Raw genomic sequence first — 21245 nt, forward strand, 5'->3', positions numbered from 1 at the left:
TCCTGTGGGAGGACGCGGGCCTCACGCGTCGCGGGATCGGCCTCGCCGGCCGGTCGATCAGTAGGTCGGAAGCGAGGGGTCGACGGTCTTGACCCAGCTCAGCACGCCGCCGCCGACGTGGACGGCGTCGGAGAACCCGGCGTTCTTCAGCACCGCCAGCGCCTCGGCCGAACGAGCACCCGACTTGCAGTGCAGCACGATCTTCTTGTCGTGCGGCAGCCGCTCAAGGGCCGCGCCCCGCAGGAAGTCGCCCTTGGGGATCAGCACGGCGCCGGGGATGTTGACGATCTCGTACTCGTTCTGCTCGCGGACGTCAACGAGGAAGATGTCGTCCCCGCGGTCCTGCATGTCCTTGAGCTCCTGGGCGGTGATCGTGGATCCCGTGGCGGCCTGCTGGGCCTCGTCGGAGATCGTGCCGCAGAACGCCTCGTAGTCGATCAGCTCGGTGATCGTGGGGTTCTTGCCGCAGAGCTGGCACTCGGGGTCCTTGCGGACCTTGACGTCGCGGTACTTCATCTCCAGGGCGTCATAGATCATCAGGCGCCCGACCAGCGGCTCGCCGATGCCCGTGAGCACCTTGATCGCCTCGTTCACCTGGATCGACCCGATGGAGGCGCAGAGCACGCCGAGGACGCCGCCCTCGGCGCAGGACGGCACCATGCCAGGAGGCGGCGGCTCGGGGTAGAGGCAGCGGTAGCAGGGCCCGTGCTCGGCCCAGAACACGCTGGCCTGGCCGTCGAAGCGGTAGATCGAGCCCCAGATGTAGGGCTTGCCCAGCAGGACGGCCGCGTCGTTCACCATGTAACGCGTCGCGAAGTTGTCCGTGCCGTCGACGATCAGGTCGTAGGCGGCGAAGATGTCCATCACGTTGTCGGTCGTGAGCGCCACGTTGTGGATCACGACGTTGACCAGGGGGTTGATCTCGCGGACCGTCGCGGCGGCGCTCTCGGCCTTCAGGCGGCCGACGTCCGACTGTCCGTGGATGATCTGCCGCTGAAGGTTGGACTCATCAACGACATCGAAGTCGACGACGCCGAGCGTGCCGACACCGGCCGCGGCGAGGTACATCAGGGCCGGGGAACCGAGGCCGCCGGCGCCCACACACAGCACCTTGGCGTTCTTCAGCCGCTTCTGCCCGGCCATCCCCACGTCGGGGATGATCAGATGGCGAGAGTAGCGGCGCACCTCGTCAACGGTCAGCTCGTCGGCCGGCTCTACCAGCGGTGGCAACGACACAGTTCTACGCTCCCGTTTCAGGGGATCTTCCCATTTGGCGGCTTGCCCGTCAGGCTACGCGCCCAGCCGTCTGTCACAACCTAACCCGGTTGCCCCCGCATTCCCGAATCGGCGATCTTAGCCGACGGCGGCCGTATTCTCCGCGCTCCGCGTGTCTTCCGTCCCCCGCGCACCGTCGCCGCCCGCGGACGCCTTCCACGCGCCGTCCTGCATCAGGACGCGTACGTGGCGGGCGACGAGCGCGGGGAACTCCATCTGCGCGACGTGGGCCGCGTGGGGAAAGAGCACCAGCCGGACGTCCTGGAACGTGCGCCCGGCCCTCGTCGCCATCCGCGGGTCCACGAGGCGGTCGTGCCGCCCGTGCACGACCAGCGTGGGGGCGGTCACCTGGGCCGCCAGGCGCCACAGGTTGTCGGCGCCGCGCCGGAAGTACTCGTTGACCAGGGCACGGGCCGTGGCCACCAGCGCCAGGCCCGCGTAGGGGAGCTCGTCGCGGCGGCGCAGCTCGGCCACGGCGTCCTCCAGGCGGTCGGGGTGCACCCGCCCGCTGTCGGCGTAGCACATGGCCATGGTGGCCCTGATCCTCCGCTCGGGGGGCAGCGCGCGGAGCCGGGTGACGGCCCACTCGCCGAGGCGGGGGGCCGCCGACATGGCTACGCGGGCCGGGCCGTACCGGGGAAGCAGGTCGGGCAGAGCCGGCGAGACGAGCGTGAGGGTGCGGACGAGATCGGGGCGCGTGGCCGCGACCCGCACCGCGACGGCGCCGCCCAGGGAGTTGCCGAGCAGGTGCACGGGGCCGCCGAGGTGCTCGATCAGCGCCGTGACGGCCGCCGCGTGCGCGCCGATGGAGTAGTCGCCGCCGGGCGACGCGGGAGAGTAGCCCGCTCCCGGCAGGTCGATGGCGTATCCCCTCACCTGGTGCCGGAGCTCGGCCATCAGGTCGGTCCAGTTGGTCGCGGACCCGGCCAGCCCGTGCACGAACACGGCCTTCTCCTGCGGCCCCTCGGGAGTGGACCGCACGTAGACGCTTAGGCCGTCGAGGTCGAGCAGCTCCCCTGGCCAGTGCGGAATCGGTTCGTCCACCATCTTTCCCCCCTCTTGTTCACCGTCCGTTCCGACGATAACCCGGCGCCGTACAGCTCGCGCCGAGCACCGCGCCCTGCTGGGGCTACCCCGGACAGGACCGGAGAGGCCACAAGATCACAGGAAATATCGGGCAAATCGGGAAATATCGAACTGAAAGACATAAGGGCAGGTTAAGTAGATGCCAAAAGGCAGTGATCCTCGTTTGTCGTATGCGCCGCTAGGAAAACAAGACAAGTGGGAAGACTCATAACGAGTCACCCCAGCATTTACCTCGAAAATGAGGAAATGCGTCCGCTGGGCAACCCGATGCGTCAAGGGGGAAAACGCAATGCCCGACGTCAAGAAATACGCCGCAATGCTGACCGTCACCGCGGCACTCACTGGTGGTCTCGCCGGTCTCGGCGCCACCACGGCTACAAGCGCCAACGCGTCCACCGCGATCACCAACTTCGACGGCTTCGGAGGCGGCTTCGACGGCTTCGACGGCGGCGGCGGAGGCGGCTTCGAGGGCGGCGGCGGCCACTGCCACCACGGCGGCGGCGGCGGCCACCACGGCCACCATGGCGGCTTCGGCGACGAAGGCGGCTTCGGCGACGACGACGACGGGGGCTGGGGCGGCAAGGGCCGCGGCTTCTCGCGTCACCACCGTCACCACCACCGCGCCGGAGGCGGCCACCGCAACTGCTACTTCAAGATCGTAGAGGCGCGCTTCTTCCGCGCGATCATCGGCCACAACAGCCACGGCGGCGGCCACCACGACTTCTTCCGTGACAACCACCGTCGCCACTGGCGTCCCGAGCACCATCATCACCACCACCACGGCAACAAGCACCACCACGGCAACGAGGAGAGGTAAACATCCATTCCTAGGCGGACTTTCCAGGCTGCCGTTCGCCTGGTAGCACCAGCCGCTTAGCCGACAGAATACGGGAAGCCCCGGAGCGATTCCGCTCCGGGGCCTCCCTCTCTACTCGGACACTTTATCCCGGCTCCGGAATTTCCGGCCTCTCGGGATAATTTCGCTTTTCCGGGTTGTTTCTCCGCCCGGTCAGGCGGTCTTGCGGGCGCGGCGCTTCGGGGCCTGCTTCTTGGTGTCCTTCTCGTCCTTCTCCTCGGCCTCGGCGGCCTCGGCGGACTTCGCGGCCGGCTTCTTCTTGGCGGCCGCCGAGGCGGGGGCCTTCTCGCGGGCGCCCTCCCGCTCGCGCTTGGCGGCGTCGACGCTCGCCCGCAGCGCCGCCATCAGGTCGACGGCGGGCCCCGCCTGCTCGGGCGCCTCGGGGCGCACGAGCTCCTTGCCCGCGACCTTGGCCTCGATGACCTGCTGGAGCGCCTCGCGGTAGGCGTCGTGGTACTCCGTGGGATCGAACTCCCCCGCCATCGTCTCGATGAGCGACTCGGCCATCTGCAGCTCCTGCGGGCGCACCTCGACGTCCTCGTCCTGGAACGCGAACCCCGGGTCGCGGACCTCGTCGGGCCACAGCATGGTCTCCAGCACGAACACCCCGTCGCGAATGCGCAGGGCGGCCAGCGACTCGCGCTGCCGCAGCGCGACCTTCACGATCGCCACCTGCCCCGTGCGCTCCAGCGCGTCGCGCAGCAGGACGTACGGCTTCACGCCCGTGGACTCGGGCTCCAGGTAGTACGACTTGTTGAACAAGATCGGGTCGAGCTGGTCGGCAGGGGTGAACTGCAGCACGTCGATGCGGCGCGAGGTGCTCAGCGGCAGGTCGGCGAAGTCCTCGTCGGTGAGCACGACCACCTCGCCGCCGGGGAGCTCGTACCCCTTGGCGATCTCGGAGTACGGCACCTCCTCACCGTCGACGGTGCAGACGCGCTTGTACTTGATGCGGCCGGCGTCCTCGCGGTGCACCTGGTGGAACGTCACGTCCTTCTGCTCGGTGGCCGAGTAGAGCTTCACAGGGATGGTGACAAGCCCGAACGAGATGGCACCCTTCCAGATGCTACGCATGACAACTCCTCACCTCGCCCCTACTATCGAACACACGTTCGTTAGCGGCAAGGGCGCAAAGCATTCCTAGATGGGCAGATACCCAGTGTTGAATGCCGTATCCGGTCAGGCCGCCGCCTGGTTTGATCGGGGTCCGACCTGAGCACGGGAAAAGAAAACCCAGCGGGGGAAGTGGTACGCGTGGCGGAGAAGGTCCGGGTCAGGGTCGACGGCCGGGAGCTGACGCTGACCAACCTGGACAAGGTGCTCTATCCCGAGGCCGGGTTCACCAAGGCGGAGGTGATCGACTACTACAGCCGCGTCGCCCCCGTCATGCTCCCGCACCTCAGGGGCCGCCCGGTGACCGTCAAGCGCTATCCCAACGGCGTGGACCAGCAGTTCTTCTTCGAGAAGAACCGCCCGGCGCACACGCCAGCCTGGGTCCGCACGGTGCGCCTGCCCGCTCCTGGCAGCACCAAGGACCGCGAGACGATCGACTACGCCGTCGTCGACGACCTCCCCACGCTGGTCTACCTCGCGAGCCTCGCCGCCCTGGAGCTCCACACGCCGATGTGGCGGGTCGACGACCAGGGCGGGCCCCAGCCGCCCGACACCATGGTCTTCGACCTGGACCCCGGCGCCCCCGCGACGATCGTCGAGTGCTGCCGCGTGGCGACGCGGCTCAGGGAGGTCCTTCGAGAGGACGATCTGGAGGGCTGCCCGAAGACCAGCGGCAACAAGGGGATGCAGGTGTACGTCCCCTGGTCCCACAGGTCCGAGAGCCCCTCCGAGTACGCCAAGGCGATCGCCCGGCGGCTGGAGAAGGAGCGGCCCGACGAGATCGTGAGCCAGATGGCCAGGAAGCTGCGCCCCGGCAAGATCTTCATCGACTGGAGCCAGAACAACCCCGCCAAGACCACCATCGCCCCCTACTCGCTGCGCGCCAACCGGCTGCCCACGGTGTCCACCCCGATCACGTGGGAAGAGGTGGAGAGCTGTTCCCGGCCGGAGGATCTCGTGTTCACCGCCGAGGACGTCCTGCGCCGTGTCGGGGAATTGGGCGATCTCATGGCCCCGCCGGAGCGGAGCGGCACCGGGAACGAGCCTTAGGCTGGACGCATCGGGGTATGGAGCGGGGAGTTCGAGCTCGCCCGCCTACTGAGGGGACTGAACATGTCGGAGATGGATGTGGGCGGGAACGAGGTCTCGCTTGACTCGCTCGAGCCCCTCGACGACGTGGCCGACGCGCTGGAGACGGAGGTCCCCGAGGCCGATGCCATCGAGCAGCACCTGACCATCCGCGCCGACCAGCGCGAATGGCCTCTGGAGATCCCCTACGACGTCGACCCGGCCGACGCCGCCGACCAGGAGCGCACGGTCGACCTCGGCGACGACGACTATCGCTGACCTGGTTACCCGCGCGTAGGATGTGAACCCGAAGCGGATCCACGGGAGCGAGGGGCAGGCGGACGCCTGGCCGGCTGAGATCCGAATCCAACTCGATCAGCAGGAAGCTGAGCGCGATCACCGGTCGTGCGACGCGCGAACCGTCCCCAAGGAGAGTCCCGTGACCGCTACCCCGGACGCCAAGCCCCGGGGCACCCGGCTGCCCCGGATGGCCCGTCGCCGACAGTTGCTGAACGCGGCGCAGGAGGTCTTCGTGGAGAACGGCTACCACGCGGCCGCGATGGACGAGATCGCCGAGCGGGCCGGGGTCAGTAAGCCGGTGCTCTACCAGCACTTCCCCGGCAAGCTGGAGCTCTACCTGGCCCTGCTCGACCTCCACGTCGACGACATGGCGAACCGCTGCCGCGAGGCCCTGGCCTCCACGACCGACAACAAGCAGCGCGTCCAGGCCGCCATCGGGGCCTTCTTCGACTTCGTCTCCAGCCAGGGCGAGGCCTTCCGCCTGGTCTTCGAGTCCGACCTGCGCAACGTCGCGCCGGTGCGGCAGCGCATGGAGCGCTCGCTCCGCGAGAGCGCCGAGATGATCAGCCAGGTGATCCAGGAGGACACCGGCTGCTCCAGCGACGAGGCCCACCTCCTCGGCGTCGGCCTGGTGGGCATGGCCGAGGTCAGCGCGCGCTACTGGCTCGCCAGCCACGGCACCATCCCCAAGGACGTGGCGACCCAGCTCATGGCCCGCCTCGCCTGGAGAGGCATCGGCGGCTTCCCCCGCACCACATAGCGGGTCCTGCCGCACCGCGGGGTTGTTCGCTTGACGCGATCAACAGGGGTCACGGGACACCCGAGGAGTAACGATGAGGATTACAGCGCCCATCGAGGCTCATCGAAATCGAAAGGGATCCCGATGGAAGTAAAGATCGCCGTACGTTCCGTGCACCGCGAGATCGTCATAGAGACCGACCTGACCGCCGACGAGGTGGAGCAGGAGCTCCGCAACGCCCTCGCCGCCGACCGCGGGGTCTTCTCGATCACCGACAACAAGGGCATGCGCGTCGTCGTCCCGGTCTCCTCGCTCGGTTTCGTGGAGATCGGCGAGGACGCCTCGCGCGTCGTCGGTTTCGGCGGCACGCTCTGAGCCTGGCGCTTTGGGGGGCCTTCGCTCCCCAAAGCGCCGGCGTGAGCACGGGGCCCGGCTCAGGACCCCGGAAGATCGGACCGGCGCGGGCTCAGAGGCCCGTGCATTCCTCGCGTGAGCCGAGCGAGCAGCCACATGGGCGACGGAAACGCCTGACGTCGTCTCGCTTGTGGCTGACGGCCGGGCAGCCCGAGCTCCCCCTTCTTAACACGGGCCGCGAGGTCCAGCGATTGGGTCCACATCTCATCAAGGAACTGCCGTAGCGGCGCGAGGCCCTCATGTCTCGAACGCTACAACCGCTCGGGGCTTTCGCGCCGCTCGATCACGGCACCTAATTGGCCAGGAGTCCGAAACCTTCTCGCCTAGGGCCCGGGCACCAGCCCCAGAGCCGCCATGCGCTTGCCGTGTTCCTCGGTGAGACGGGCGAACAACCGGCCTATCTCCACGAGATCGGCATCCGTGCTCGGCCGGCCGGATTCCGGCCCCTCGGGGGAGGCCGAGACGAGCAGCAGGGCGAGGTGCGGCCTCGCCGCCGCCAGCCGGTGCCCCTGGCTCAGCGCCTCACCCACCATGCGCCGCGCCCAGAGCGCGAGCCGGCCGGCGTGCCGGGGATCTCCGGCCAGCGCCGCGCGCACCCGTTCGACCACGAACTCCGACCTGATCTCCTCGGCCAGCACCTCGTCGACGAGCTTCCGCGTGTCGGGATCCACGTGCCGCGCGGCCTCGCGGTAGAAGTCCCCCGCGATGCCCGTGCCGACGTACGCCTTGACCAGGGCCTCCAGCCAGTCCCCCGGCCGGGTCTGGGCGTGCCAGTCGTCCAGGGACGACACGAACGGCGCCATGGCCTCCTCGGGGTCCGCGCCGAGCCAGGTCAGCCGGTCGCGCAGGAGCACGAAGTGGGCGTACTCGGTGGCGGCCAGACCGCTGAGCGCGGCCCGGTCGGTCAGCGAGGGCGCGAGAGTGGCGGCATCCTCGGCGAGCCTGAGGAACGCGGTCAGCTCCGCGTAGGCGAGGACGCCGAGCAGCTCGACGACGCCGGCAGGGGAATCACTCATGGATGCAGCGTACGAGCTTCGCCCCCGGCCTCTGACCCCGGCCGCGTGGGCTCCGCGCCCCTCAGAACACGGCGACCGACCATGCGGAACACGAAGAAATCGGCTGGGTCTTGTGGTATCGAGTACACTGCCCTGTAAGAGTGCGACCGCAGTATGTATTCAGGGAGATTATCGCCTGATAGCCCCCACGCGAGCTACGCCGCGGCGGTCGCCGAGACGAGATGAGGGTTGGCTTTTCCGCGCGGACCCGGCACGAGACCACCTCGGCCAGCGGTCCCGGAGGCCCGCCTTCGCAGGAGACTTAGGCAGGCCGAGCTGACCACGTTCCGAGACCTTGGAGTCATACCCGAGATCGCTGATGCCCTGGAAACCGAGGGCATCATCTCACCGTTCCCCATTCAGGAGATGGCCCTTCCGCTCGCGATCAGCGGACAGGATGTCATCGGCCAGGCGCGCACAGGCACCGGCAAGACCTACGCCTTCGGCGTGGCGATGCTGCAGCGCGTCGGCAAGCCCCGCAAGAACCGCAAGAAGCCCCGCGGGCTCGTCGTCGTCCCGACGCGCGAGCTGGCCCTCCAGGTGACCGAGGATCTCGTCGTCGCCGGCGGCAAGCTGGGCTCGCGCATCCTCACCGTCTACGGCGGGCGCGCGTACGAGCCCCAGATCGAGGCGCTCAAGCAGGGCGTCGACGTCATCGTCGGCACGCCCGGCCGCCTCCTCGACCTGGTGAACCAGAAGCACCTCGACCTCAGCCAGGTGTCCATGCTGGTCCTGGACGAGGCCGACCGCATGCTCGACCTGGGCTTCCTTCCCGACATCGAGCGCATCATCAAGCTCATCCCGGCCGAGCGGCAGACCATGCTGTTCTCCGCCACGATGCCGGGCGAGATCGTCACCCTGTCCCGCCGTTACCTTTCCCGGCCGACGCACGTCCGCGCCGAGAACGCCGACGCCGGCGACCAGGACATGTCGAAGACGATCCAGTTCGTCTGGCGCACGCACCGCATGGACAAGATCGAGATCGTCGGCCGCATGCTGCAGAGCGAGGGCCACGGGCTCACGATGGTGTTCTGCGAGACCAAGCGCGCCTGCGACATGGTCTCCGAGCAGCTCAAGGAGCGCGGCTTCGCGGCCGCGGCCGTGCACGGCGACCTCGGGCAGGGCCAGCGCGAGCAGGCTCTCCGCGCGTTCCGCAGCGGCAAGATCGACGTTCTGGTGGCCACCGACGTGGCGGCGCGGGGCATCGACATCGACGACGTCACCCACGTCGTCAACTACGACTGCCCGCAGGACGAGAAGACCTACGTCCACCGCATCGGCCGCACCGGCCGGGCGGGGCGCACGGGCGTCGCGGTGACCTTCGTCGAGTGGGAGGAGCTCACTCGCTGGAAGGTCATCAACAACGCCCTCGGCCTCGACTTCGCCGAGCCGGTCGAGACGTACTCGACCTCTCCGCACGTCTACACCGACCTCAACATCCCCTCGGGGACCAAGGGCGTGCTCCCGCGCGCCCAGAGGTCGCGCGCGGGCCTGGACGCCGAGCAGATCGAGGACATCGGCGAGACCGGGCGTCACCGCTCCCGCAAGGAGCGCGACGACCGCACCGAGCGGTCCGACCGTTCCGAGCGCCGCGAGCGCCCGGCCCGCAACCGGCAGCGGCGCCGCACCCGTGGCGGCCAGGCCGCCGAGGGCGTCGTGCCGGCCGACGGTGTCGTGCCGGCCGACGGTGCCGTGGCGGCTGACGGTGCCGTGGCGGCTGACGGTGCCGTGGCGGCCGATGGTGTCGTGGCGGCCGAGGTCGCGGGCACCGAGCGGTTCGAGCGGGCTTACGCCGACTACACGGCGGTGGAGGGCGACATCCTCGCTCCCGAGCAGCCCGCCACCGTGTCGAAGGCGGTGAGGGCCCCGAAGAAGGCCGCGACCACGCCTTCCCCGGAGCCCGTCGCCGCGGAGGTGCCCGCCCCCCGGCGCGCCCGCCGTGGCGCGAGCAAGGCAGCGCTGTCCGAGGCGCTCGCCGAGGTTACCCCCTCGGTGGCCGCAGAGCCCGGCGCGACCGCGCCCGTCGCCCAGGAGGCGCTCATCAGGACCGAGGAGATCGAGGCGACGGCCCGGCACACGCCGGCGCCCGCCGTGTCCGACGACTACGCCCCGGCGGCACGGCACACGCCCGCGCCCGCCCTGCCCGACGGGTTCGGAGTCGCGCCCGTCGAGCGCACCGAGCCGGAGCGGATCATCCCGCCGACTCCGTTCTCGATCATCTTCCAGTCGCCCGATCTGGCGACGGACGACGATGTTGCCCCGTCCGCGGCCTCCGAGCGCGTCCAGCAGCGACGCAGGCCCGCGTACCAGCGTCCTACCCGGAGGAGCTGAACGGGCCGGCGTATGAACGACCGCGGCCAGAGCGGCCAGAGCGGTGAGAACGGCGGGAAGCCCTCGCGGGCAGCCCGCCGTTCGAACGGCGCGCTCCCGGCCGGGGTGAAGCGCCATCCGATCAGGTGAGAAAGTGGAAAGTCAACCACGCGACCGACGTAGAGCGTTTGACGGTGTTGCCGGGATGAATCCTCAGTATCGTGGTGCCGCGTGAGTACGCCGCGCTTCCTAACGCTGCCTCCTGGTGTCCGTGCGCAGCAGATCGAGACCTCCGTGGGCACGTTCGCCGCCCTGGAGGCCCTGCCCGTCCGCGGTGTCCCTGAGCGATGGCCCGCGCTGCTGGTCCCGGGCTATACCGGCAGCAAGGAAGACTTCATAGCGATCTTCCAGACGCTCGCCCAGGCGGGGCGCCGCGTCGTCGCGGTCGACATGCGCGGCCAGTACGAGACCAAGGGGCCGGACGACCCCTCGGCGTACACCTGCGAGTCCCTCGGCGAGGACATCGACCATGTGGCCTCGATGGTGGGGGGCGGCGAGCCCGTCCACCTGGTGGGCCACTCCTTCGGCGGCCTGGTCACCCGCGAGACCGTGATCGGCGGCGCCACCAAGCTCGCGTCGTACACGCTGATGAGCTCGGGCCCGTCCGGGATCACCGGCCCCCGCGAGAAGGCGTGCCGCGTGATGCTGCGCGAGCTTCCCGAGGTCGGGCTCGAACACCTCTGGACTCACCGGCTGGAGCCCGAGGCCATCGTGGCCGGGGTTACCGACGACATCCTGGCGTTCCTGCGCAGGCGGCTCCTGTCCAACTCGGCGACCGGTCTGATGACGATGGCCGAGCAGGTGCTGGACGCCCCCGACCGGCTGGACGACCTGAGCGAGGTCGACGTGGCCACCCTGGTCCTCTACGGAGAGCACGACGACGGCTGGCCGCCCGCGATCCAGGCCGAGATGGCGCACCGCCTCGACGCCGACTGCGTCGTGGTGCCGGGAGCGCTCCATTCCCCCGCGGTCGAGGCTCCAGAGACGACGGCGCACGCGCTCACCCGCTTCTGGAACCAGGCCGAGCAGCGCCTCCTCCACACCGGCTGACGCCCCGGCCCCCTCGCGGGGCCGGTCGCACGTCATGTCATCCTTTACTCGCTATGAGGGACATCGGCGAGATCGTCGTCCAGCCGCCGCACAGGGTGACCTGGCTGGTCCACATCGACCGCGCCATGTGGGTGGGGGGCGTCCGCGGCCTCATGCTCCAGGCACTGCACCCTCTCGCGATGCGCGGCATCTGGCAGAACTCCGGCTTCCAGGACGATCCGTTCGGGCGCCTGCGCCGCACCGCCGACTTCGTCGGCCGCGTGACCTTCGGCAGCCCGGAGGAGGCCGACCAGATCGGCCGCCGCGTGCGCGACATCCACCGGCGGCTGCGTATCAGCGATCCCGCCACCGGCAGGACCCACCGCGTCGACGATCCCGAGCTGCTGCTGTGGGTCCACTGCGCCGAGGTGTCGTCGTACCTGGAGACGGCCAGGCGCGGCGGGCTGCGGATCACGGACGCCCAGGCCGACCGCTACCTCAGGGAGCAGCGCCGCAGCGCCACCTACGTCGGCCTGCACGAGGAGGACGTTCCCGGCTCGATGGGTGAGATGCGCGACTACTTCGCCGGCGTGCGACCGGCCCTCGCGGTGACGCCCGAGTCGGTGGCGGCGGTCCGGTTCCTGATCTGGCCGAGGATGCCGCGGCACCTGCGGTTCCTGACGCCGGGCAAGCCGGCGTACCTCCCGTTCGGGGCGCTGTGCTACTACACGCTGCCCGGCTGGGCCAGACGGATGTACGGGGTGCTTCCCGAGGTGCCCCAGGGGGCCGTGACTGCGGCGCTGCGGGCGTTCCGGCTCGGCATGAACTCGCTGCCGGAGACCGTGCACGACCGCGCTTTCCTGCCCGGCACCCGCGACATGCTCGCCGGGGCCCGCGAGCGTCTCGGCGCCGCGGGGTACGACGTGAGCAGGGGGCTCAAGGGACTGACCGACCCCCGCAGGTGGCCCGCCCCGGCAGGCTGAGCCGGCACGCGTCGCTTGCGGCGGGCGTCGCCTGGGCGAGCCAGCACTCCACCCAGGAGGGCAGGGTCGACCGCCTCCTGACCCTGGCCACCACCGGCCTCGCCACCGCCTGAACCCACGCGAGTGTCCCGGAAGGGATCAGGACGAGTCCGCGAGGCCGTCCCAGGGCTGGTGTGAGGTGCCTGCGGCCTGACCCTCGGGGCAGTGCCTGCGGTAGTCGCACCACGAGCAGATCGGGCCGGTGTTCGGGGGGAAGCTCGCGTCGATCTCCGGCGGCACGGGCGCGGGCCCGGCGCCGGCCGCGGCCGTACGAGAACCCCCACCCGCCGCGCCGGAGGCCGCCGTGCGGGAGCCGTTGCGCGGCGGGGCCGAGTCCGCGCGCCAGGCGCGGTAGAGCTCGTCGGCCTCCGAGGCCTCCATCGCGATCTCCTCAGCGCGGCCGATGTGGCGGCGGAGGGACTCGTCGGTGTGCTCCCACTCGACGATGGAGCCCGTGGGGACGTGGTGGAGCTCCACCTTGCGGCACGCCCGGTGCATCACGCGCGAGGACGCCACGGCGTAGATCGCCAGCGCGAGGGAGGAGCGGGCGTCGTCCTCGGTGAGGGGACGCCTGCCGGTCTTGTAGTCGACCACCACCAGCTCGTCGCCGCGCCGGTCGAGCCGGTCGATGCGCCCTGAGACCGCGATCACGGAGGTGCGGGTGGCGACGGTGCGCTCGACGCCGACCGGCTCGTCCGAGGGGTCGAGGGTGCTGGTGTAGCCCGAGACCATGGCCCGCGCGCGGTCGCGCCACACCGTGGACTGCTCCTGGTCGCGGAAGCCCTCGGTGATCCACCCCTTGGTGAGCAGGATGCCCGCCATCGCGGGGGTCCTGCGCTCGTACGGCTCGCGCCACCATCCGGCCAGCGCGTTGTGGACCGAGGCGCCGACGCTGTTGTGCGCCCACGGCGGGCCCTTGGGCGGGGCCGGGCGGTCGAGATAGGTGAAACGGTAGCGCCGAGGGCAGTCGAGCCAGGCGTTCAGCCGCGACGGCGTGCACGAATAGAGCCGCCTGGGCATGCCTTCGAGACCGAGCTGCCCCTCTGGTTGCCCCACGGTCAGCCTCTCCCTTCGCCCCGGAAGGCACAGGCCGCCCGCCAAGGCAGCAGATCGTCAGCCGGCCACGCCGAGCGAGTCCGGCGTTCGGTAGCCGGCCACGCCGAGCGAGTCCGGCGTTCGGTAGCCGGCCACGCCGAGCGAGTCCGGCGTTCGGTAGCCGGCCACGCCGAGCGAGTCCGGCGTTCGGTAGCCGGCCACGCCGAGCGAGTCCGGCGTTCGGTAGCCGAGCACGCCGGGCGAGCCCGGCGCCGGAGACGACGGGCTCGGCCTCGGATCACTCGTCGTCGAGGTTGAGCTTGATGCCCGAGACACGCGTGCCGTCGGAGAGCGGACCCTCGGCGGCGGCGGCCGGGCCCGCACCGGTGAGCGACCCGGCGAGCCAGTCGTCGAAGTGCGGCTCCTGCTCGCCGATCGTGGTTTCCTCGCCGTGGGCGGGAAGCACCCTGGTGTCGGCCGGGAGGGTGAAGAGCCGCTCGCCGATCGCCGTGAGCTGGTCGGCAAGCGCGGGATACTCACCGCCGAGCTTGCCCGGCCCGTCGGCCAGGAGCGTCTTGCCGGTGAAGACCGCGCCCAGCGCCTCGACGTACAGCGAGACGCCGCCCGGGGTGATGCCGGGCGTGGCGATCACCTCCAGCTCGACGTCGGCGACGCCGAAGATGCCCTCGTCCTCCATGTCGATGTCGGGGTAGGTCTCCTGCCAGGTGTCACGCCAGAGCTGGCGGTCCTTGCGGTTGAGGGCGACGACCGCCTCGTCGCGCGCCGCCACCTCGATGGCCCCGCCGACGTGGTCGGGCAGGCCGTGGGTGCAGATGACCGCGAGCACCTCGCGCTCACCCACGCTGGAAAGGATCGTCTCCGCGTCGCGCGCGGGGTCGATGACGATGACCTCCTCGTCGTCGCCCACGATCCACGTGTTGTTCTCGACCTTGTATTCGGCGCCGTCGATCTCCACGACGCCCTCGGTCACCACTCGCTCGATACGCGCTGTCACGGCCACGACCTTACCGAACACTTGAACCGGTCTCGATAAGCAAACGGATGACATTGACGAAGAACCTCACGCCGTGTGCCGGTTATACGGTCACGCCGGACGGTGCCCCAGGCCTACGGCTCGGCTCCCAGACGCGGCGAGAAGGCGCCGTAGGGCAGGTCGAGGTCCTGGTCCTGCTCCCTCAGGTCGCGCAGGGCGAGCTGGGCGAGCTCGACGAGGCACCCGGCCTCGGCCGGCCAGCCGATGACCCACAGCCAGTTGCCCATGGCCTCGCCGACGTATGCGACGCGGTCGGACGGGCCCTCCACCAGCCAGAGCGCCGTCGGGTGCCCGAGGGTGTCGACCTTGGCGTTGGGCGGGCCGAGGTCGAACCCCGGGCCGGGATCAGGGCCGTCCAGCCCCGCGAAGGCCGCCCCGAGCCCGATGCCGGGCTCCTCCGCCACGATGAGGAGGTCGGCGGGCCCGTGGGTGACCGCCGGCCCGGACAGGGCCACCACCCCGGCATGGGTGCCGGTGAGCTCCTCTCCGGCATCCCCGAACCCGGTCACCAGCCACCCCGTCGGCAACGGCCACGGCAACCAGAAGGGGACGCGCGAACCCTTGCGGACCACGTCGAGCGCCTCCTCGGACGGGCGTCTCGACTGGAAGGGCAGGACGGTGCCGTGCACGCCGCAACGCCAAGCGCTTGACCATGCGCTAGGTGGACGTAGCGTGCCGAAACACCGAGGGCAGGTGGGAGCGGCTCTCACAGTTATCCACGGTGCTTCCGTCAACGCGCGAAAGTCAAGGGGCATCCCGTTATCCCGGCGTAATCTTGGCCTATGCGCGTGAGATGCGTGGGAGCGATCGTCCTCGACGGCGCCGGGCGGCTGCTGCTGGTCAGGCGCGGCCACCCGCCGGGCGAGGGCCTGTGGTCGCTCCCGGGCGGCCGGGTCGAGCCCGGCGAGTCGGACGCCGGCGCCCTGGCGCGCGAGCTTCTGGAGGAGACCGGCCTGCCGGTGTCGGTCGGCGGGCTCGCCGGCACCGTCGAGCGGCCGGGCCCGGGCGGCGTCCTGTACGAGATCCACGACTACTTCGCCTCGGCCGGGGCCGGCACGCCCCGGCCGGGCGACGACGCGGCCGGCGTGGGGTGGTTCGCCCCCGCCGATCTCGCGCGGCTCCCGCTCACCTCCGGCCTCCTCGACACGCTGATCGCGTGGCACGTCCTTCCCGCCGGGGTCAGCGGCTGAAGGACGTCCGCCACAGGGTGAGGTGGTCGGAGGTGTAGGTGGTGGAGCGGCCGAGTGCGACCACTCTGTCCTCGATCACGGCGATCGCGCCGAGCCACTGGGCGCCGTCACCCGCCATGCCGTCCCCCGTGAGGGTGTGGCGCTGCCAGTCGCGGCCGTCCGGGGACGTCCAGACCGCGCTGTCGGCGGTCGCGGGCGGCCCGTACGACCCCACGGCGACCAGGCCGGAGTCCGAGGACGTCATGTCCAGCACGGTGGCCGCGGCGTCGGCCGGGAGCCAGGAGTACTGCCAGGTGACCCCGTCGTCTCCGGAGACCGCCGCGAACGGCTGGTCGACGCCCTTGTCGTTGGTCGCGCTGCCCACCGCCACGACCTCGTGGTCCTGGAGGAGCACCCTGCGCAGGCTCGCCGAGCGCGCCCCCTCGGGGATCACGCGCTTGCGCGCCGTCCAGTTCAGCCCGTCGCGCGAGACCCACACCACGCCCGACGTACGGCCCGCCGTCCCCGACCCGCCGACCGCGAGGAACCCGTCCGGGGTCGCGACGACGTCCTCGATGCGCACGTCGGCGCCGCCCGCCGGGAGGCTCTCCGGCGCCGAGCGCGAGTAACGGCGCAGGTCGGCGGAGAACCACAGCGCGGCCACCACACCATCGGGGCCGCTGTCGTCGCCCGCCAGCACGTATCCCTTGGGACCGGCCGCGACCACGCGCGGGACCACGGCGTACCGCCCGGAGGCCCCGAGCGCGGGCGACTCGGGCGCGTGGCGCCAGGACCGCCCGTCCGTCGAGGTGGCGAGCAGCGGCCTGACGAACGCCGAGTCTGCCGTGGTGCTGCCCACGGCGAGCCACCCGTGGGGGCCGTGCGCCACGTCGTTGAGCGCCTGCCTGCCCGCCCCGCCGAGCGCGGGCGAGGTCACGGCCTTCCAGTTCTGGCCGGTGGCGCTGGTCCAGATGCCGGCGTCCCCCTTGACCGAGCCGACCGCGACGAAGGAGTTGCCCGCCGCGACCAGGGCCGTGGTCTCGCGGGCCGAGCGGGTGAGCCCGCTGATCTCGTCCAGCGGCACAGGCGCGGCCGGCTTGCCCTTGGCCGCCGTCATCAGCACCGGCAGGTTGTCCAGGCCGCCGGCCCGCTGGTCACCGGCGGCGACGAGCATGCCCGCGTCGGTGACGGCGAGCCCGCGCAGCGTGCCGGGGATCTGCCCGAGGTCGGTGCTCTCTGTCCAGTTCTTGCCGTCGGTGCTGGTGAAGACGCCGTAGCGCTCCCAGCCCGACTCGGCGACCGCCGCGACCCCGGCGGCGGAGGTGGCGAGACCCCGCACGCCGGTCGCCTCGCGCCCGAGCCCGCCGATCACCCCGCACTGGCTCCACGCGTCTCCGAGGTCGGAGCAGTAGACGCGGACCTCTCCGGCGTTGGACTTCTGCAGGGTCGGCACCAGCAGGAACCCCTTGGCGGCCACCGCGAGCGCGCCGGGCTCCGGCCGCACGCCGGGCAGGGCCGCGGCCGTACGGAGCCAGGTGCGGCCGCCGTCCGGGGAGCGCAGGATGACCGAGGTCGTGTCGCCCTTGCCCGGGTCGGCCAGCGCCACGACGGCGTCCCCCTTGGCGACCACCGCGCGGATGGCCCGCACCTTGTCGGTGGCGCCGATCTGCCCGGTGTCCACGCGGCTCCAGCTCTGCCCGTCCGGTGACACCCAGGCCACCGGGCCGTACCCGCCGTCCTGGAGGGTCGTGGAGCCGACGGCGACGAAGCCGCTGGCGGTCCGCGCCAGGTCGGTGATCCGGTCGCCGTTCCAGAAGACCGAGAGCCGGGAGGGGTCGACCGCCGTCCAGGAGCGCCCGTCGGCGCTGGTCCACATGCCCCGGGCGGAGGCGCCCGCCGAGCCCGGCGCCTCGGTGCCGGCCGCGAGCCAGCGACCCGCGCCGCCGGCGACGCGGCCCGCCGACCCGGCGGGCTGGTACCCGGCCGGACCGGTCACCCTGCCGAGCTCCCAGGACGCGCCGCCGTCGGGTGAGACCAGGAAGAGCGGCCGCGGCACCGGGCTGGTCGTGTCACTGCCGACCGCGACCACGGTCGAGCCGACGGAGGTGACCGCGTTGAGCACCTGGCTGGAGCCGTTGCCGCTGATGCCGGGCGGGGCCACGAACGCCTGGTCGCCCGAGCCGCCGTCGCCCGCCGCGAGCCGCAGGCCCGAGCTCGTCGGGGAGTTCACCCAGTTGACGATCACCAGTCCGAGCCCCGCCGTCGCGAGCAGCACGACGACCACGAGGATCGGGGTCAGCAGGCCGCGCCCGGGCCTGCGCCGTGGCGTGCGGGGCCGGCGCGGTGGTCTCGGGTCCGCCTGGTCGCGGTGGTGACGGCCGCGACCACCGCCGCGCGGGCGCGCCGGACCGGACGCCACGAGGATGTCGGGACGGCTGGGGCGGGCGGGACGTCCTCCGGGGGGCCCGCCGATGCGCTCCTCCACCGGGACGTCCTCAGCGTACGGGCCGGCGGGCTCGGCGTACGGGTCGCCGGGCTCGGCGTACGGGCCGGCGGGCTCGCGCGTGATGCCGGACCTGGGCGCGTCCTCGGTCTCCGGAGCGGCCTCGGGCTCGGCGGGGATGCTGGGCTCCACCCTGATCCCCGGCCTGTCCCACTCGGGCGCCGGTGGCGTGTGGGCCCGCGAGGGCGTGCGCGGCGGCGTGCGCGGCGGCCCCGAGGCGACGAGCTTGTCGGGACGGTTCACCAGCCGGCGCGGGGGCCAGGCGGGCTCGTCGGGCTCCTCCGGGGGCGCTTCCGGCACCCACCCGGGGTACGCCTCACCCGGGTCCCCGGGGGACGCGTGGCCCGCGCTGTGCCGGGGCTCGGCGCCCGCGCCGCCGTACGGCCGCGCATAGGGGTGGCGCCCGGCCGAGGGCTGCCTCGGCGGCTCCGCAGCGGGGTCTTCAGGGGTGGAGGAGCCCTCGTCGGGGGTGGGCGCCCCGAAGGGCGGAAGGGCCCACGGTGAGTCCAGGGGGAGGCTCCGGGAGCGGGTGTCCGAGGGATCGGGCGGGGAGTGGTGGAGCGTCGGGGGTGGCATGTGGGCCTGGTGGGACCCGTTGGGGCGTGACGTGCTTCCGTGGTCGGCGCCGTCGCCGGCCGACCACCATGACGAGCGCGGGTCGTGGGGGCCCGAGGCCACGCTCAGCACCTCCTCGTAGGCAGCCTAACCCAGTCTGAAGGCCGTGATTCGGGACCGTTCCACCGAACTCCAGCTCATCCATTGCATCGACAACAGATCACCTGCGATCGTACCGATACCCAACCCATGCCCAGTGATCACATAACTGGGTGGGATGGTGGTCGCTCTCGCCCTCGCCGCCAGCGCGCACCTCCCTGGGACCGACTGCCGGCCCGCACACCTTCCAGGGCAACATGCCGAGGCCCCTTCTGGCGAGACCTCTCTAGTCAGATTTATCTAGAGACCGTCTGAATTGCCCGCTTCTGGGCGATTATCGCGACCACAATGACGAAGAAACCCAACTGCACGACGGTCCCGGAGAGCGCCTGCCACGGCACCGCCCCCTGTTTCAGGGCATCCCCGAGGTCGCCCGAGGCGGCGGCCGGCAGGAAGCTCACCACGTTGTTGATCACATGCAGCCCGATCGGCGCCTCCAGGCCGCCCGTGCGGACGGCGAGCCAGCCCATCAGGGCACCGAAGCTGAAGACGTCGATGATGCCCCAGTCGGTGTAGGCGTGCAGCGAAGTGAACGCGGCGGCGCCCAGCAGGATGCCGGGCCAGGGGGTCGTGAAGTAGGCGCCGAAGGCCTGCAGCACCCAACCGCGGAAGATGTACTCCTCCGCCGCGGCCTGGAAGGGCACCAGCAGCAGGATCACCACCAGGCCGGGCAGGAACCTCTGCCATCCGACCCAGCCGAAGAGGTTCCCGAGCTTCTCCCCTGTTACGGCGTACGTCGCGACCATGGCGGCCTGGCCCAGCAGGAGCGCCACGAAGGCCACTCCCAGGCAGGTCAGCAGCCACCCCCAGCGCAGCCGTCCCAGCACGGACGAGAGGGTGCCGGGCGGGCGGCGCTGGACCAGCCACGCGGTGGCGAACACGAACGGGAGGACCGCCGCGATCGACAGCAGCAGCACCGCAAGCTCGAACACCGAGTTCCCGAAGAGCCTGTCGCCCCGCATCACCACCGGGATACCGAGGAGCCCCGCGACGATCATGCCAAGAAAGATCACGAACAGTCCGACGCCCACGAACGCCCCGGCGATGCCGGCGGTTCCCACGATGGGACGCCACCAGCGGTGCAGAGGCGTGCGCGCCAGGTGGTCGTACCGCGTGCCGGGCGGAGGCGGCACGACCCACGGCTTCGGAGCCGGTGGCGCCTGCCAGGGCTGGGCGCCCGGATAGTACGGGCGAGCCGCCGGCGGATGCCCGAACCCCGGCTGCGGCTGGTGCGCCCGTGACGGATGCCCGAACCCGGAAGACCCAGGATCCGGCTGCGGCTGGTGCGCCTGTGGCGGATGTCCGAACCCGGAAGGCCCCGGCTCGGGCTGTGGCTGGTGGGCCTGTGGCGGATGCCCGAACCCCGAAGGCCCCGGCTCGGGCTGTGGCTGGTGCGCCTGCGACGGATCGTGCATACCCGCCATTCTCCTCACCTGGCCGGGACGTCTCGCGGCTGGATGCCGTTGTGCGTCTTTCTCCATAGACGCCCGCCTTGGAAGGGCCCAGCCTGCAAGCACGGATCCACTCATCCGCGCTCATCCACGCTCGTCCGGGCCCATCTGCGGGCTCGTCGGACTTACCAGGCTTATCCCGGCTATCCAGGCTTATCCAGGAGCAGAACATGAAACGGCCAGGGCCCTTTCACACGCTAGCCGCGGGAGCGGTCGTCGCCGTCGCGCTGGGCGCTATGAGCGTCGGGACCGCGCCCTCCACCGTCGACGCCGCCGCCATCGCCGGCACAGCCGACACGGCCACCCCGGCGGCCGCCTCCAGCCCACCGGCCGCCGGGGCCACCACCTCGGTGACTCCCGAGCCCACTGACACGGCCTCGGTGGCCCCCGCGCCCACCGGCACGGCCGAGGCCGGCGAGGCCGCCGACCCGACTCCGAAGCGCGCCGACTACGCGGGCGTGGCACAGGGCAACGGCGGGCTGGTCGCGCTCTCGATCAAGAACGGCAAGGCGGTCGCCTACTTCTGCGACGGGCGCGTCGAGTCCTGGCTCAAGGGCACCGCCGAGGACAACACCGTCACGCTCACAGGGAAGGGCTCGCTGATCACCGCCGCGCTCGGCGACGGCAGGGCACGGGGCAGGCTCCAGGTCGGCAAGGCGAAGTGGCGCTTCACGGCCCCGCTCGTCAAGAAGCCCTCGGGCCTGTACCGCGCGACCGCCGTCGTCCGCGGCGCCAAGGTCGTCGGCGGCTGGATCGTCCTGCTGGGCGGGCGTCAGATCGGCCTCGTGAACGTCGACGACTCCCCGTACCCGGCTCCGAAGCTCACCCCAGGCTCCCCCGTGAACGTCGACGGGACCGAACTGCGGCCCGAGGACACCGACGCCTTCATCGACGACCTCTGAGCCTTCATCGACGTCATCTCAGGCTTCTCGACCGAGCCTTCATCGACGTCCTTGAGTCTCCATCTGAGCCTTAGCGCCGATCTCTTGAGT

The 21245-nt window shown here is 71.2% G+C and carries 21 protein-coding genes; 11 read left to right on the forward strand and 10 right to left on the reverse strand.

The features are described 5' to 3' along the window. Positions 1-57: 57 nt before the first annotated feature. Together moeZ and OG589_RS31320 are read right to left on the reverse strand one after the other, a co-directional pair. The gene (gene moeZ / locus OG589_RS31315) at positions 58-1236 is read right to left on the reverse strand and encodes an adenylyltransferase/sulfurtransferase MoeZ (protein WP_405141563.1); all 1179 of its coding nucleotides are present in this window, start codon (positions 1234-1236) and stop codon (positions 58-60) included. Positions 1237-1353: 117 nt separating this feature from the next. Continuing rightward, a complete protein-coding gene (locus OG589_RS31320; protein WP_405141564.1) occupies positions 1354-2322 on the reverse strand; it encodes an alpha/beta fold hydrolase in 969 nt (322 codons plus the stop codon). 328 nt (positions 2323-2650) lie between these two features. Here OG589_RS31320 and OG589_RS31325 point away from each other — a divergent pair, with 328 nt between their 5' ends. Next, the gene (locus OG589_RS31325; protein WP_405141565.1) at positions 2651-3178 is read left to right on the forward strand and encodes a hypothetical protein; all 528 of its coding nucleotides are present in this window, start codon (positions 2651-2653) and stop codon (positions 3176-3178) included. 192 nt (positions 3179-3370) lie between these two features. Here the strand turns inward: OG589_RS31325 and OG589_RS31330 are convergent, their stop codons facing one another. Continuing rightward, positions 3371-4291, reverse strand: a complete 921-nt coding sequence (locus OG589_RS31330; RefSeq protein WP_405141566.1) for a Ku protein — start codon at positions 4289-4291, stop codon at positions 3371-3373. Between the two features lie 180 nt (positions 4292-4471). Between OG589_RS31330 and ligD the strand changes: the two genes are divergently transcribed. The 4 genes from ligD (at position 4472) to OG589_RS31350 (ending at position 6812) form a co-directional block, all read left to right on the forward strand. Further along, entirely contained in the window at positions 4472-5380 is a 909-nt protein-coding gene (gene ligD, locus OG589_RS31335) for a non-homologous end-joining DNA ligase (RefSeq protein WP_405141567.1), read from the forward strand. Between the two features lie 63 nt (positions 5381-5443). Next, positions 5444-5677: a hypothetical protein gene (locus OG589_RS31340; protein ID WP_405141568.1), complete on the forward strand. Its 234-nt coding sequence runs from the start codon at positions 5444-5446 to the stop codon at positions 5675-5677. A 160-nt stretch (positions 5678-5837) separates the two neighbouring features. Beyond that, positions 5838-6458 (forward strand): TetR/AcrR family transcriptional regulator, encoded by a 621-nt coding sequence (locus OG589_RS31345; protein ID WP_363916187.1) that lies wholly within the window; start codon positions 5838-5840, stop codon positions 6456-6458. Positions 6459-6581: 123 nt separating this feature from the next. Next, the gene (locus tag OG589_RS31350) at positions 6582-6812 is read left to right on the forward strand and encodes a DUF3107 domain-containing protein (RefSeq protein ID WP_405141569.1); all 231 of its coding nucleotides are present in this window, start codon (positions 6582-6584) and stop codon (positions 6810-6812) included. 362 nt (positions 6813-7174) lie between these two features. On the opposite strand, the gene OG589_RS31355 is transcribed toward OG589_RS31350, so the two are convergent. Beyond that, on the reverse strand, positions 7175-7867 hold the full coding sequence (locus tag OG589_RS31355; RefSeq protein ID WP_405141570.1) for a ferritin-like fold-containing protein: 693 nt from the start codon (positions 7865-7867) through the stop codon (positions 7175-7177). A 405-nt stretch (positions 7868-8272) separates the two neighbouring features. Between OG589_RS31355 and OG589_RS31360 the strand changes: the two genes are divergently transcribed. The 4 genes from OG589_RS31360 (at position 8273) to OG589_RS31375 (ending at position 12401) form a co-directional block, all read left to right on the forward strand. Continuing rightward, positions 8273-10237, forward strand: coding sequence for a DEAD/DEAH box helicase (locus tag OG589_RS31360; protein WP_405141571.1), 1965 nt, complete (start codon positions 8273-8275; stop codon positions 10235-10237). A gap of 210 nt (positions 10238-10447) precedes the next feature. After that, positions 10448-11326 carry an alpha/beta fold hydrolase gene (locus OG589_RS31365; RefSeq protein WP_405141572.1) on the forward strand — a complete coding sequence of 293 codons (879 nt, stop codon included), beginning with the start codon at positions 10448-10450 and terminating at the stop codon, positions 11324-11326. Between the two features lie 53 nt (positions 11327-11379). Then, entirely contained in the window at positions 11380-12288 is a 909-nt protein-coding gene (locus tag OG589_RS31370) for an oxygenase MpaB family protein (RefSeq protein WP_405141573.1), read from the forward strand. Continuing rightward, complete coding sequence (locus tag OG589_RS31375) at positions 12267-12401, forward strand: hypothetical protein (protein WP_405141574.1); 135 nt, start codon at positions 12267-12269, stop codon at positions 12399-12401. Before OG589_RS31370 ends, OG589_RS31375 begins: the two co-directional genes overlap by 22 nt. A 25-nt stretch (positions 12402-12426) precedes the next feature. Here the strand turns inward: OG589_RS31375 and OG589_RS31380 are convergent, their stop codons facing one another. The 4 genes from OG589_RS31380 to OG589_RS31395 all read right to left on the reverse strand — a co-directional run bounded on the left by OG589_RS31380 (position 12427) and on the right by OG589_RS31395 (position 15171). Beyond that, positions 12427-13347: a RecB family exonuclease gene (locus OG589_RS31380; protein ID WP_405152168.1), complete on the reverse strand. Its 921-nt coding sequence runs from the start codon at positions 13345-13347 to the stop codon at positions 12427-12429. Between the two features lie 93 nt (positions 13348-13440). Next, positions 13441-13617, reverse strand: a complete 177-nt coding sequence (locus tag OG589_RS31385; RefSeq protein ID WP_405141575.1) for a hypothetical protein — start codon at positions 13615-13617, stop codon at positions 13441-13443. Positions 13618-13660: 43 nt separating this feature from the next. Beyond that, on the reverse strand, positions 13661-14377 hold the full coding sequence (locus OG589_RS31390; protein WP_405141576.1) for an MBL fold metallo-hydrolase: 717 nt from the start codon (positions 14375-14377) through the stop codon (positions 13661-13663). Positions 14378-14490: 113 nt separating this feature from the next. Further along, a complete protein-coding gene (locus OG589_RS31395) occupies positions 14491-15171 on the reverse strand; it encodes a DUF6758 family protein (RefSeq protein ID WP_405141577.1) in 681 nt (226 codons plus the stop codon). Positions 15172-15198: 27 nt separating this feature from the next. Between OG589_RS31395 and OG589_RS31400 the strand changes: the two genes are divergently transcribed. After that, complete coding sequence (locus OG589_RS31400; protein ID WP_405141578.1) at positions 15199-15606, forward strand: NUDIX hydrolase; 408 nt, start codon at positions 15199-15201, stop codon at positions 15604-15606. Here OG589_RS31400 and OG589_RS31405 read toward each other — a convergent pair. Continuing rightward, a complete protein-coding gene (locus tag OG589_RS31405; RefSeq protein ID WP_405141580.1) occupies positions 15596-18766 on the reverse strand; it encodes a hypothetical protein in 3171 nt (1056 codons plus the stop codon). The two genes, OG589_RS31400 and OG589_RS31405, sit on opposite strands and share 11 nt — an antisense overlap. A gap of 272 nt (positions 18767-19038) precedes the next feature. Further along, positions 19039-19935, reverse strand: coding sequence for a CPBP family intramembrane glutamic endopeptidase (locus OG589_RS31410; protein WP_405141582.1), 897 nt, complete (start codon positions 19933-19935; stop codon positions 19039-19041). A gap of 488 nt (positions 19936-20423) precedes the next feature. Here OG589_RS31410 and OG589_RS31415 point away from each other — a divergent pair, with 488 nt between their 5' ends. After that, on the forward strand, positions 20424-21155 hold the full coding sequence (locus OG589_RS31415; protein ID WP_405141584.1) for a hypothetical protein: 732 nt from the start codon (positions 20424-20426) through the stop codon (positions 21153-21155). The last annotated feature ends 90 nt before the right edge of the window (positions 21156-21245 follow it).

It is taken from the genome of Sphaerisporangium sp. NBC_01403 (assembly GCF_045040145.1).
Lineage (GTDB): Bacteria > Actinomycetota > Actinomycetes > Streptosporangiales > Streptosporangiaceae > Sphaerisporangium > Sphaerisporangium viridialbum.